13 protein-coding genes are annotated in these 11,829 nt (G+C 71.6%); 7 read left to right on the forward strand and 6 right to left on the reverse strand.

The annotated features are described in order from the left end of the window. Window positions 1-130: 130 nt before the first annotated feature. Complete coding sequence (locus tag IG90_RS0133800; RefSeq protein WP_030593463.1) at window positions 131-952, forward strand: TIGR02452 family protein; 822 nt, start codon at window positions 131-133, stop codon at window positions 950-952. A gap of 105 nt (window positions 953-1,057) precedes the next feature. Here the strand turns inward: IG90_RS0133800 and IG90_RS0133805 are convergent, their stop codons facing one another. Further along, window positions 1,058-1,525, reverse strand: a complete 468-nt coding sequence (locus IG90_RS0133805; RefSeq protein ID WP_030593466.1) for a type II toxin-antitoxin system PemK/MazF family toxin — start codon at window positions 1,523-1,525, stop codon at window positions 1,058-1,060. A gap of 145 nt (window positions 1,526-1,670) precedes the next feature. Between IG90_RS0133805 and IG90_RS0133810 the strand changes: the two genes are divergently transcribed. After that, the gene (locus IG90_RS0133810; protein ID WP_030593469.1) at window positions 1,671-2,693 is read left to right on the forward strand and encodes a LacI family DNA-binding transcriptional regulator; all 1,023 of its coding nucleotides are present in this window, start codon (window positions 1,671-1,673) and stop codon (window positions 2,691-2,693) included. A 55-nt stretch (window positions 2,694-2,748) separates the two neighbouring features. Then, window positions 2,749-3,021, forward strand: coding sequence for a hypothetical protein (locus tag IG90_RS0133815; RefSeq protein ID WP_030593471.1), 273 nt, complete (start codon window positions 2,749-2,751; stop codon window positions 3,019-3,021). A 112-nt stretch (window positions 3,022-3,133) separates the two neighbouring features. Here IG90_RS0133815 and trxA read toward each other — a convergent pair whose 3' ends face one another. Then, window positions 3,134-3,532, reverse strand: a complete 399-nt coding sequence (gene trxA, locus IG90_RS0133820) for a thioredoxin (RefSeq protein ID WP_030593474.1) — start codon at window positions 3,530-3,532, stop codon at window positions 3,134-3,136. A 127-nt stretch (window positions 3,533-3,659) separates the two neighbouring features. Between trxA and IG90_RS0133825 the strand changes: the two genes are divergently transcribed. Continuing rightward, complete coding sequence (locus tag IG90_RS0133825) at window positions 3,660-5,108, forward strand: dihydrolipoyl dehydrogenase family protein (RefSeq protein ID WP_030593478.1); 1,449 nt, start codon at window positions 3,660-3,662, stop codon at window positions 5,106-5,108. 183 nt (window positions 5,109-5,291) lie between these two features. Here IG90_RS0133825 and IG90_RS0133830 read toward each other — a convergent pair whose 3' ends face one another. Together IG90_RS0133830 and IG90_RS0133835 are read right to left on the reverse strand one after the other, a co-directional pair. Further along, window positions 5,292-5,750 carry a hypothetical protein gene (locus IG90_RS0133830; protein ID WP_030593481.1) on the reverse strand — a complete coding sequence of 153 codons (459 nt, stop codon included), beginning with the start codon at window positions 5,748-5,750 and terminating at the stop codon, window positions 5,292-5,294. Window positions 5,751-5,754: 4 nt separating this feature from the next. Further along, entirely contained in the window at window positions 5,755-6,318 is a 564-nt protein-coding gene (locus tag IG90_RS0133835) for a hypothetical protein (RefSeq protein WP_030593484.1), read from the reverse strand. A gap of 395 nt (window positions 6,319-6,713) precedes the next feature. On the opposite strand from IG90_RS0133835, the gene IG90_RS0133840 reads away from it, so the two are divergent. Next, window positions 6,714-7,277 (forward strand): carboxymuconolactone decarboxylase family protein, encoded by a 564-nt coding sequence (locus IG90_RS0133840; protein ID WP_030593486.1) that lies wholly within the window; start codon window positions 6,714-6,716, stop codon window positions 7,275-7,277. Then, a complete protein-coding gene (locus tag IG90_RS0133845; protein WP_051860371.1) occupies window positions 7,274-8,008 on the forward strand; it encodes a maleylpyruvate isomerase family mycothiol-dependent enzyme in 735 nt (244 codons plus the stop codon). The genes IG90_RS0133840 and IG90_RS0133845 overlap by 4 nt, the downstream gene beginning before the upstream one ends. 75 nt (window positions 8,009-8,083) lie before the next feature. Here the strand turns inward: IG90_RS0133845 and IG90_RS0133850 are convergent, their stop codons facing one another. Next, window positions 8,084-9,394 carry an ABC1 kinase family protein gene (locus IG90_RS0133850; protein ID WP_233436158.1) on the reverse strand — a complete coding sequence of 437 codons (1,311 nt, stop codon included), beginning with the start codon at window positions 9,392-9,394 and terminating at the stop codon, window positions 8,084-8,086. Between the two features lie 179 nt (window positions 9,395-9,573). On the opposite strand from IG90_RS0133850, the gene IG90_RS0133855 reads away from it, so the two are divergent. Beyond that, entirely contained in the window at window positions 9,574-10,770 is a 1,197-nt protein-coding gene (locus tag IG90_RS0133855) for a HEAT repeat domain-containing protein (RefSeq protein WP_030593510.1), read from the forward strand. Window positions 10,771-11,059: 289 nt separating this feature from the next. On the opposite strand, the gene IG90_RS0133860 is transcribed toward IG90_RS0133855, so the two are convergent. After that, window positions 11,060-11,704, reverse strand: a complete 645-nt coding sequence (locus IG90_RS0133860; RefSeq protein WP_030593513.1) for a winged helix-turn-helix transcriptional regulator — start codon at window positions 11,702-11,704, stop codon at window positions 11,060-11,062. Window positions 11,705-11,829: the final 125 nt, after the last annotated feature.

The raw sequence follows: 11,829 nt of genomic DNA on the forward strand, positions 1-11,829 counted from the left end.
AGCTGCTTACCTACCAGCCAAACCCGTACCCGGAGATCGCACAAGAGTGCCCCCGGGCCGGGAAATCCGGTTGCGCCCAAGCCGGGTTCCCCATCAGCATGCCCCGTATGCACCACACGGGGGAGCGCCGGTGAGCGCGCGGCTGCGCGGCATCGCGCGCGATACGGAAGCGGTCGTCGAGGCCGGGCGATATCGCAACGCGGCAGGTCAGGACGTGTCCATCGAGCGGGCCGTGACCGCCGCGCTGTCCGGCACCAGGCTCTACGGGCCGGACCCGGTGCCCGTCGCCGCCCTGGACACCGACCGCACCCCGCGCTTCGAGGTCACCGGCGAGAGCAGCCTCGCCGCCGCCCGACGGATGACCGGCGAGGCGCCCGGCCGGGTCGCCGTCCTCAGCTACGCCTCGGCCCGCAACCCCGGCGGCGGCTACCTCAACGGCGCCCAGGCCCAGGAGGAGGCCCTGTGCCGCGGATCCGCCCTCCACACGACCCTCCTGCGCGCCCCCGAGTACTACGCGCACCACCGCGCCGAACGCAGCGCCTTCTACACCGACCGGGTGATCCACTCGCCCGCGGTGCCGGTCTTCCGCGACGACCGGGGCCGCTTCCTGGACGCCCCGTACACCGTCGGGTTCCTCACCTCGCCCGCGCCCAACGCCGGGGTGATCCAGCGCCGGACCCCCGAGGAGGCGCACCGCATCCCGGCCACCCTGGCCTCCCGCGCCGAACGGGTGCTGGAGGTCGCGGCCGTACGGGGTTACCGCAGGCTCGTCCTGGGGGCCTGGGGCTGTGGAGTCTTCCGGAACGACCCGGCGCAGGTGGCGGAGGCGTTCCGGGAACTGCTCGGCGCGGGCGGCCGGTTCGGCGGCCACTTCGAGCAGATCGTCTTCGGGATCCTGGACCGGGACCCCGACTCCCCGGTCCGGGCCGCCTTCGCCCGGGCCTTCACGTGAGGCGGGTCCTGCCGGGCCCGCGCCGCGGCAGGACCGCTCGGCTCCAGCCGTGCCGTCGGCGCGGGGGTCGCGAGGCCCGCCTGCCATCCCCCGCCCCGTCGCCGCTCAGCTCCAGCCGTACCGCTCGCGCAGCCGCCCGGTTACCCGGTCGAAACGCTCCCGGTCCAGGGCGCACGCCTCCCGGCGCATCCCGTCCTCGTGGACCCGCAGCACTCGGTCCAGATCGACCCAGGACGGCCGCCCCGAGCTGTCCCACGGGCCCGCGCCCAGTGCCACCCACTCGTGGTCCCGGTCCTGCTGCTTGCTGGAGAGCTGGACGGCGAGCAGCGTGCCCGTCTCCTCGCGGGCCACGACGAGCACCGGCCGGTCCTTACCCCGCCCGTCGTTCTCCTCGAAAGGCACCCAGGTCCAGACGATCTCACCGGGGTCGGGATCGCCGTCGCGGTCGGGGGCGTAGGAAGTGCGCACGGGGCCCACGTCGTCGGGATCGGCCTGTGCGGTGGCGGTCGGCCCGCTGCTGCCGGGCACGTCAAAGGGGTTGTCGGATCGGTACGCGCTGTCGTGGAACGTCATCGCAACACCGTAGAACCTCCACCGCCCGGTCACGGGAGCGGGGCGTCGGGCCGGGGCCGTGGGGCGGCGTTCCGGCCCGCGTGACCGAAGCTGCGGGCCCCGGGCCGAAACCCGCTCCCACGGGTCTGGAAGACTGCCCGACGCCATGAGCCAGTTACCCAAGCAGCCCGCCGAAGTCTCCGTTCCGACCAGCGCCGATGTCGCGCGCCTCGCCGGAGTGTCCCGGGCCACCGTGTCGTACGTACTGAACAACAACGCCACCGTCCGGATCAGTGAACCCACCCGACGCCGGGTCAGGGAGGCCGCCCTCCAGCTCGGCTACGTTCCGCACGCGGCTGCCCGCAGCCTGCGCGCCGGACACAGCCGCATGGTCCTGCTGCCCTCGGGACACATACCGGCGGGACCGCTGCACCAGTACTTCTTCGAGGAACTCCAGTCGGGGCTGCGCCGCCTGGACTACACCGTCGTCCAGTACGGCAGCGTCGGTCTCACCGCCGACGAGGCGGCCACGGCCTGGGCCGAACTGCGGCCCGTCGCCGTCGTCGTACCGCCGGGGATCGCCCTCACCGCGCACGGCACGGGCATCCTGACCCGCTCCGGCGCCAAGGCGGTGATCACCCTGGGCCCCCACCCGGTGGCCGGGGCGCACGGCCTGGTCCTGGACCAACGCCAGGTCGGCGGCAGCGCGGTGGAACATCTGCTCGCCCGCGGCCGTCGCCACATCGGCGTGGTCATGCCGCAGGAACCGGGCCGGGCACTCTTCTCCGAACCCCGCCTCGCCGGGGCGCGGCGCGCCGCCGAACCGGCGGGGGCCCGCGTCTGCCCGCTCCCGCTGCGGTACGAGGAGGAGTCGGCTCACCAGTTGGCCGCCCGCTGGCCGGAACTGGGACTGGACGCGGTGTTCGCGTACAACGACGAGTACGCCATGCTGCTGATGCGGGCCCTCCAGGACGCGGGGGTCGCCGTACCCGCGGACACGGCGGTGATCGGCGCGGACGACTCCCTCATCGGCAGACTGCTGCGTCCGAGGCTGAGCACCGTCCGCATGGAGCTCGCCATTCCGCACCCGCTGGCCGAGACGATCGACCGCATGGTCCAGCACCCTGGCGGGCCGCCGGTCCACCACGACCTGCTCCGCACCAGCGCCGTACACCGGGAATCCAGCTGACCGCCTCCGGCGCGACGACATGCGCGGCGCGCGGCGGATGTCTAGCGTCGGAGGCATGAGCCATCCGCAGAGTTACGAACTCCTCCTGATCCCCGACCACAGCCGGACCCGGACGGGAGCCCCCGGCCGGCCGATCCGGTCCGCGGTCGTCGCCGCCACCGGCGAGACGGGGGCCTCGGGCTACCCCCGGTACGCGGGCGAGGGCATGGAGGCGGACGTCGACCCGGAGACCCGGACGGTGGAGGCGGTGCTCATCGACGGCGAGGAGCTGGACTACGGCATGTCGGTCCGCGTGGCGGGGGCCGAGGGCGGACGCCCGGCGTCCTGAGAGCGCGTGCTCGCCGCCGCGGGCACGCACGGACCGAGGGCCCCGACCGCGAACACCGTGTCCACGGTGTCGGTCAGGGCCCCTCACCCGGTGCGGTGCGCCGGACGGGTGGCTACTGGGGCTCCGGCCGGCCCTGCCCCGCCTCGGCCGCCCGCTTCTGCTCCTCGACGGACTTGTGGACCTCGTCCATGTCCAGCTTCCGGGCCTGTCCGATGACGTCCTCGAGAGCCGCCTCGGGCAGTGCGCCGGGCTGCGAGAAGACCGCGACGTTGTCGCGGACGATCATCAGTGTCGGGATGGACCGGATCTCGAAGGCCGCCGCCAGCTCCTGCTGCGCCTCCGTGTCGACCTTGGCGAAGACCAGGTCGGGGTGGCGCTCGGAGGCCGAGTCGTAGACGGGCGCGAACTGTCGGCAGGGGCCGCACCACGAAGCCCAGAAGTCGATCAGGACAAACGCGTTGTCACTGACGACCTGATCGAAGTTTTCCTTGGTGAGCTCGACGGTGCTCATGGTCGGGGTACCTCTTCCTGTGCCCGTGGGGGTCCTGTCGGGTCCTGTCCGGCACAACGGTGACTGCACGTGCGCTATTCCGCCTGCCCATGTGGCCGGGGCGCACACCCGCGACGACACTGTTTCCATGACTGACGCAGTGAAGAACTCCGAGCGCTCCGATTACGACGTCGTGGTCATCGGTGCGGGTCCGGTGGGGGAGAACGTGGCCGACCGGGCCCGCGCCGCCGGGCTTGCCACCGCGGTGGTGGAGTCCGAGCTGGTCGGCGGCGAATGCTCCTACTGGGCCTGCATGCCGAGCAAGGCGCTGCTGCGCCCCGTCGTCGCCCGCGCCGACGCCCGCCGGGTGCCGGGCCTGAGCTCCGCCGTACAGGGCACCCTGGACGTCCAGGCCGTCCTCGCCCACCGCGACGAGGAGACGAGCCACTGGAAGGACGACGGCCAGGTCGCCTGGCTGGAGAGCGTCGGCGCGGACGTCCACCGGGGCATGGGCCGCCTCACCGGCCCCCGCGCGGTCACCGTCACTGCCCCCGACGGCACGGAGCACCGGCTCTCCGCCCGGCATGCCGTCGCCGTCTGCACCGGCAGCCGGGCCGTCGTCCCCGCCCTCCCCGGCATCGAGGAGGCACGCCCCTGGACCAGCCGTGAGGCCACCAGCGCCAAGGAGGCTCCCCGCCGGCTCGTGGTCGTCGGCGGGGGAGTCGTGGGCGTGGAGATGGCGACCGTCTGGCAGGCGCTCGGCTCCGAGGTGACCCTGCTGATCCGGGGCAGCGGCCTGCTCCCGAAGATGGAGCCCTTCGCGGGCGAGCTGATCGCCGACGCCCTCACGGAGGCCGGGGCCCGGATCCGTACCGGCGTCTCCGTCACCGAGGTCCGGCGCCCCGCACCCGACGGCCCGGTCACCGTCGACCTGGACGACGGCGACCGCATCGAGGCCGACGAGATCCTCTTCGCCACCGGCCGGGCCCCGCGCACGGACGACCTGGGCCTGGAGACGATCGGCCTCGAACCCGGCTCCTGGCTCACCGTGGACGACAGCTGCCGTGTCGAGGGCACGGACTGGCTGTACGCGGTCGGGGACGTCAACCACCGCGCCCTGCTGACCCACCAGGGCAAGTACCAGGCCCGGATCGCGGGCGCGGCGATCGCCGCCCGCGCCCGGAAGGCCCCCCTCCTGGAGACCGGCCCCTGGGGCGCCCACGCGGCCACCGCCGACCACGCGGCCGTTCCCCAGGTCGTCTTCACCGACCCCGAGGCCGCATCCGTCGGCCTCACCCTCACCGACGCCGAACGCGCCGGCCACCGCGTACGCGCCGTCGACTACGACCTCGCCTCGGTCGCCGGCTCCGGCCTCTACGCCGACGGCTACCGGGGCCGCGCCCGGATGATCGTGGACCTGGACCGTGAGATCCTCCTCGGCGTCACCTTCGTCGGCCCGGGCATCGGGGAACTCCTGCACTCGGCGACGGTCGCGGTCGCGGGGGAGGTCCCCATCGACCGCCTGTGGCACGCGGTTCCGGCGTACCCGACCATCAGCGAGGTGTGGCTGCGGCTGCTGGAGACCTTCAGGGGGTAGGAACCGCCGTCGAGTGCACCCAGCGGGGAGACCGAGGTGGCCTTCTTGGGGTGGCTCCCCGCATTCCGTCCGCAGCCCACCCTCCGGGCGCTCGGCCTGTTTGCCCGCCATCTGCGGGCCACCGGCCGCGACATCGGTATACGGCCGACCGGCAAGGAGGGGGGACGGACCTGTCGCAGTGCGTCATGGGGTCGGCTTTCGTCTTCCGGGGAGCGGGGGAGGCATCAGGTGCCGGCGGGCCACGGCCACGAGCAGGACATAGGCGAGCACCACCAGCACGACCGTGATGATCCACGCACGCGATCCGGTCGGCCCGTAGACCCGTCCCGCGTTGCCCACGTCCACGGCCGGCGCCGTCTGTCCGGCCTCGAACGTGTCCCGGCCGCTCCCGTACAGCTTGACGCCCACGAGCTCCACAGTGCCGTCGTCGGACCGGAACGTGCCCGACCACTCGCACGTGGTGTGCCCGGAGTGACCCGCGCACACGAGACGGGCGGCGGTGAAGGTACCCCGCGGCCCGTCCGCCGTGGCGGCCCTGGCAGCGGTGCCGAGGTTCGGCACCGTCACCCAGAACAGCAGGACTCCGGCCAGCAGGAGCAGCAGGGACACGAACCCGGAGGGCCTGCTCCCGCCCGAGGCCATGCGTTCAGTCCTTCGGCGCGCAGGCACACCGTGCGGTGGCGTTGTCCGGCCGGTCCGCGCGGGTGTGCAGGTACATCGCCACCACCATGGGGATCGTCACCAGGGTGTTGTAGAAGAGGTGCAGTTCCACCCGGGGCATGATCAGCTGAACCAGGCTCATGGGAGCGGACTTGCCCAGCAGGTGTGCTCCCGCGAGCACTTGGACCAGGAGCAGCAGGTGCTCCAGGTGATGCCACACCTGGATCCCCAGCGACACCTTCCACCAGGTACCCGAGCGGCCGGTGAAGCCCGGGCGAAGGAGGAACAGGCCGACCATCATCACCAGGGCGTAGCCATAGTGCATCCACTCCGAAGTGACGAGCCACGGGAACGGCATCCCCAGCACGCCGCGCGCCTCCGGGATCGGCCAGCCCATGACGTAGATCTGGTACGCCTGGACCAGGTGTTCCGCCCAGTGCGCGACGACGATGAACATGAAGAGACGCAGGCCGAGTTGATGATGACGGCTGTTGAGCGAGTCGAGCCCGCCTCGCAGGATCTGTGGTGAGGCTCCCGTGCTGATGGCCATGCCTGAACCTCCACGGTCGGGGAACGGTGGCTCATTACATCAGCACCGCGCATGGGTGGGCTTCTCCCGGAGTGCTCTTCTTGAGGGCCGGTTCGCGGACGCCCGCGCCCCTGCCGAACGGCCCGGGGCACACCCGCGGTGTGCGCGGCGCCGGACGCCCCGGCAGCCGCCGAACAGATGCCGCTGCTCCGGGGCTTGATCGCAGGAGGACGGGGCGTCCCTTCCTTGTGCTCGGTCGGAGGTCCGGCCGTGACACCGGGTGTTCCCTTGTTCCGAGGCGCAGTTGCCACGGACAGGACGGTTCATTAGCTTCCTGGCATCACGAGGCCCGGTCGCTCCGCCGCCACTTGACCCTCGCCGGACGTCTGTCTCCCCCTTCTCCTGGAGGAAGAGCCATGCCCCATATCGCACTGAACAACGACCTCCCCGGAATCACCGGACTGATGGCCCACCGTCCCGGAACCGGCGGGCCGCTGGGCGACCTCGCGGACGCTCTGCTGAGGGCGCCGTCCTCGCTCGAAGCGGGAGAGCGTGAGCTGATCGCGGCGTACGTCTCGCGGCTCAACGGCACCGAATTCTGCTCCTCCTCGCACGGGGCTTTCGCCGCCGCGCAGTTGGCCGGCGGACAGGAGCTGGTCCGGGCCGTGCTGGCCGACCCCGAAACCGCACCGATCAGTGGCCGGCTGCGTGCGTTGCTGGGCGTGGCGGCCGAGGTCCGGAGTGCCGCGCGTCCGGTCTCCGACAAGGCGATCGCGGCGGCTCGCGCCGAGGGCGTGGACGACACTGACCTGCACGACACCGTTCTGATCGCCGCGGCGTTCTGCATGTACAACCGCTACGTCAGCTGCCTCGCAACGGAGCTGCCCAAGGACGACGAGTACTACCAGCACGCCGCCCGGCGGATCGTGGCCGACGGCTACCGGGCCGGGATCGTCCGGGGAAGCGGGTCTGCCGTATGACGGACAGGGCCGCTGAACCGCTGCCGGACACCGTCCACCACCTCACCTACCGCGCCTGTCGGGAGAACATCACCCGACTCGTCACCTCGGGCCCGTCGGTCGCGGAGCTCCCCGTGCCGGCCTGTCCCGGCTGGAGCGTGCGCGATCTCGTCGGACACCTCGTGGTGGTCTGCCGCATGGCCGTCGACGAGGAGCCGGGCGAGATCAGCGAGCCGCCGCCTCCCCCTCCGGACATACCTGTCGCCGAACTCGTCCTCACTTGGGCCGAGTTGGAGAAAGAGCTGCCAGGGGTGCTGCCGCGTGCGGACTGGCTGCGCCGCCGCATACTTCCTCTGGACGCGCTCTCGCACGAGCTCGATCTCCGTTCGGCCCTTGGCATACCCCCGCCCGACCGTTCCCCCGCCCTCGCCGACGCGCTGGATCTCGCCGTCATGGGCTTCACCCTGTCACTGAACGGGCATGGCCTGCCTCCGTTGCGTATCCGGACGCCCGACCGGGTGTGGACCGCGGGGGAGGGCGAACCGGCCGCCACGTTGCGCGGAGGGAGTCTGGAGATCTTCCGCGCTCTGACCGGGCGGCGTACGGTCCGGCAGGTCGGCGAGCTGTCCTGGAGCGCCCCGTCGGCCATGTGGCTGCCCGCGTTCACCTGGGGTCCCTTCACGCCGCCGACGCGCACCGTCGAGGGGGCGGCGCCCACCGGTCCGGCACCGGGCCTCCACTCCCGCAACTGATGATCGTCGCCAACCGGGAGGCCGAGTGGCGACGATCATCAGAGCCCGGGGCCGCGTACTCCCGTCGGCTCCCGCTCAGCCGGCTGTCTCCAGCCGGCGGCGCCGCTCGCCGGCGGGGCGGCCCGACGCCGCGCGGAAGACGATGGGGCGGGCGATGGCCTGGAAGTCCACGTCGGGGTCGAGACGGCGGACCGTCTGCTCCACCATGAGGAGCGCGAGGAGGGGGAACACGAACTCCGACGAGGCGTAGATGCCGTTGCGCCGTTGGCTGGCGAACAGCTCGGTGGAGAAGGCGATCAGGTCGAAGTCGCGGGCGGTGGTGCCGCCGTACCGGTCGACGAGGCGGGTCATGTCCGCGGTGAAGGCGGCGGTGTCGCTGCGCCGGTCGACCAGTTCGGCGCTGGCCAGGACCGCTTCGGCGCACCGGGGGCCGTTGCGGAAGCCGAGGTTGAGGAAGAACAGGGCCAGGTTCTCCCGTACGACTTCGGGGACGCGGTAGACGAATCCGGCGTCGAGTACGACCACGGAGCCGGAGCGGGTGAGACGCAGGTTGCCGGGGTGCAGGTCGCAATGGACCAGCCCGGTGCAGAACAGCATCTCGAAGACGGCCCGGAGAGTCTGGTCGGCGAGTGCCCGCCGGCGCTCCGTGCTCAGCTCGGCCACCTCGACGTGGTCGTGCACTCCGGGCACGAAGTCCATGACCACACAGGCCTCGCCGCTCAGCGCGGCTACGGGCGCGGGTACGGCGATGAACTCGAGGGTGGAGAGGTCGTCGTGGAGCAGGGCGAGGTTCCGCGCCTCGGAGTCGAGGTCGAGTTGGCGGAGCACGCTCGCCCCGACGGCGTGCGCCATGTCGGCGAGAGGGGCTCCGCGCAGGCCCGGCAGGCGTCCCGCGAGCGCGAAGACCGTGCTGAGGATGGTGACGTCGCGGCGGACCGTTTCGGTGAGTCCGGGCCGGCGGAGCTTGACCGCCACCCGGGTTCCGTCGCTCAGACGGGCCGGGTAGACGCAGGCGATGCTGCCCGACCCCAGGGGCTCGGGGTCGAAGTCCGTCAGCGACTGCGCCCAGCCGGGGCCGAGATGCTCCGCCAGCACGTGATGGACGTCCCGGGGCCGCATGGGTTCGACGCTGTCGTGGAGCCGTTTGAGCGCCGTGCAGGCGCGGGGCGGCAGGACGTCCTCGCGAGTGCTGGCGATCTGGGCGAACTTGATGAAGGCCGGGCCGAGTCGCTCGACGATCCGCGCGAGCTCCTCGGGCCAGTCCGCAGCGGTGACCGGCCGCCCCCTCAGGCGCCCCCAGGAGCGTCGCACCAGGTGGCGGGCGGTGCCCGCGGAGACGGTCGACAGGATCCGGCCGAGGCGCAGGAGGGCTGCGGTGGTGGTCACGGAGGGCAGATCAGGACGTTCAGCTCGTTCCATATGGCCACACGTTCCTTAAGTAGATGATCTACGGGACCCAGTATCCGCCAAGGCGCCCCTGGAGGCATCGTGCTTGACAGGTGGATGTGACTTAGTTTTCATATAACTACCTCGCACGGGGTGCACTACCTAACTGCGGAGGAAACATGACCCAATCGATCGAATCCCGGATGCAGGAAGGCCTGGTGGCCCTCACGCCGCCGCCGGCCGCCCGGTACAACGACCCCGCGGAGTACCTGGACTTCGCCCGGCCGATCACCGAGAAGTTCCTGCCGTACGACACCCGTAGCGACACTGAGCTCCGGGAGGTCACCGAAGGGCACGAGAGCCCCCTGGAGCGCGAGCGCGCGCTGTGGGAGTTCGCCGACCGCAACCCGGAGGAGAGCCTGGCGTTCATCTCCGACACGATCGGCACCGAGAAGGACCGCCTGGTCCGCTCGGGCGCGCTGTGGCTGGCCCTGCGTTCGGCCGGCCCGAGGGCCATGGACGTCCTCGCGAAGTACGCGACGGACGACGACCCCGAGGTCGCCGACTGGGCGCGCGTACTCACCGGTGACATCACCGGCGTGAAGCCGCAGCGGGTGTACAGCGAGGCCGAGGTCGAGGAGACCGGGTACTTCGACCAGACGGTGCCGCTCATCATCGGCGGCCGGGTCGTCATCATGACCCCTGGCGTCGGCGCGGTCCGTGCGGTGCTCTCGCCGCTGTGGTTCGACTCCATCCTCGGCCGTGTGCTCGCGAGCACCAACGTCGAGACGATCCGGACCGACCTCACCGTCGAGAAGGAGCTCAAGGGTCTGAACGAGGACGGCTCGTGCCACTACGAGATCTTCCCGTTCCGCGGGCTGAGCGTCGAGTACGACGGCAACAACCTGGAGCACAACTACCTCTCCGAGACGCTGCGTCCGTTCTACCCGAGCGGCTTCGTCGGCAAGGGTGAGATGGTCGAGGTGCCCGTGTCGCTCGGCCGTATCGCGCTCACCTCGCTCGCCCGCAAGGGCGAGGTGGCCATCCAGGGCGACGGTCCGCGTGCGCAGCGCCTGCGCGACGCCGACATGCCGTTCGTGGAGAGCGTGCGCGGTCGGTACTACGGCTGGGCCGCGGTCAACCTGGACCGCACCTTCGACCGTGGCACCGTCGGCGCCGGCGACGTGCAGCTGTCGAACCCGACGGACCCGATCGCGGGCCCGATGACCAACGCCAAGCTGTACGGCACGTTCCGCGGCAAGACGGGTGACTACACCGGCGCGGGCCGCTACACGCTCAACTCGATCAAGTGCCACGGCCGTCCCGACGGCAAGATCGACGTGGTCCAGGGCGGTGCCGAGCTGGCCGCCGAGTGACCTGTGTCGTGACGTGACGGTGCACCCCCACGAGGTGTGGGGGTGCACCGTTGTGTCGTGCCCGGACCGGTGCCGGGTGTCGAAGTGGCCGGGCCCGCGGGCCGGTCCGCCGGCCCGGGCGGCTCAGAGCCTGTCGGGTGACCTCTGACCGGGCGGCCACGCCCTGGCACGCACGCCTCCGGCGTTGCCGAAATGCCCTGGTGGCTCCGCTACGAGGACCTGTCGGCGCCTTGGAACCGCACGCACCGGACCGCGTCCGCTTTCCGGTCGAAGGCCACCCGACAGGCTCTCAGTCCAGGCCGAGCATCAGGGTGCAGCGGAGCACGGCATCCGGGTCGCCCTTGATCCGAACGTCGCCGGTGGCGAGGGCCTGGAACGGGGAGAGCAGCCGCGCCCCCACCCGGACGAACGTACCGGCGTCGCACTCGATGGTCAGCGCGGGCTCCGCAACCGCGCCGCGCTCGAAGGACACCAGGCCGTCGCGCACCAGGATCTGGAAGGTCTGCTCGCCGACCCTGAACTCGTAGACCTCGTCCACCTGGGGGACGGCGTCGTCGACGATCATCGCCTGCACGGCGAGGAAGCCCCACTCGGCGCGGGTCGCCCCGTCGGCATCCGACTCGTCGAGGAACTTCAGGCCCCAGCGCGCGAGCGTGAGGACGGGCTCCCGCAGCTCCTGTCCGGACTCGGTGAGCCGGTAGAGCCGGGCGCGCCCGTCGTCGGCCACGGACGTCTGCTCCACCAGGCCGTGGTCGCCGAGCATCCGCAGCCGGTCGGTGAGCAGGTTGGGGCCGATCCCGGGAAGGTTCTCCAGCAAGCTCTTGAAGCGGGCGGGACCGATCAGCAGCTCCCGCACGATGAGGAGTGTCCACCGCTCACCGATGACGTCCAGCCCGGCGGCCAGACCGCAGAACTGTCCGTATTCTCGTTTCACGGCGGCCTCCTTTACTCTCGTTGTCGATAGTAACATTCGTGCTCTTTACAAGGGAGTGCGGAGAGGCCGGTGGGCGGGCGGTGCGACGGCCGGCCGGGCTGGTGAGGCGATCCTCGCGTCGGGTC

The organism is Streptomyces anulatus, assembly GCF_000721175.1.
Taxonomy (GTDB): domain Bacteria; phylum Actinomycetota; class Actinomycetes; order Streptomycetales; family Streptomycetaceae; genus Streptomyces; species Streptomyces anulatus_C.

Bases quoted from the DNA above. Each gene is read 5' to 3' on its own strand.
- IG90_RS0133815 (WP_030593471.1), top strand. From the start codon at position 2,749: ATGAGCCATCCGCAGAGTTACGAACTCCTCCTGATCCCCGACCACAGC.
- IG90_RS0133840 (WP_030593486.1), top strand. From the start codon at position 6,714: ATGCCCCATATCGCACTGAACAACGACCTCCCCGGAATCACCGGACTG.
- IG90_RS0133855 (WP_030593510.1), top strand. From the start codon at position 9,574: ATGACCCAATCGATCGAATCCCGGATGCAGGAAGGCCTGGTGGCCCTC.
- IG90_RS0133825 (WP_030593478.1), top strand. From the start codon at position 3,660: ATGACTGACGCAGTGAAGAACTCCGAGCGCTCCGATTACGACGTCGTG.
- IG90_RS0133845 (WP_051860371.1), top strand. From the start codon at position 7,274: ATGACGGACAGGGCCGCTGAACCGCTGCCGGACACCGTCCACCACCTC.
- trxA (WP_030593474.1), bottom strand. From the start codon at position 3,532: ATGAGCACCGTCGAGCTCACCAAGGAAAACTTCGATCAGGTCGTCAGT.
- IG90_RS0133830 (WP_030593481.1), bottom strand. From the start codon at position 5,750: ATGGCCTCGGGCGGGAGCAGGCCCTCCGGGTTCGTGTCCCTGCTGCTC.
- IG90_RS0133810 (WP_030593469.1), top strand. From the start codon at position 1,671: ATGAGCCAGTTACCCAAGCAGCCCGCCGAAGTCTCCGTTCCGACCAGC.
- IG90_RS0133835 (WP_030593484.1), bottom strand. From the start codon at position 6,318: ATGGCCATCAGCACGGGAGCCTCACCACAGATCCTGCGAGGCGGGCTC.
- IG90_RS0133805 (WP_030593466.1), bottom strand. From the start codon at position 1,525: ATGACGTTCCACGACAGCGCGTACCGATCCGACAACCCCTTTGACGTG.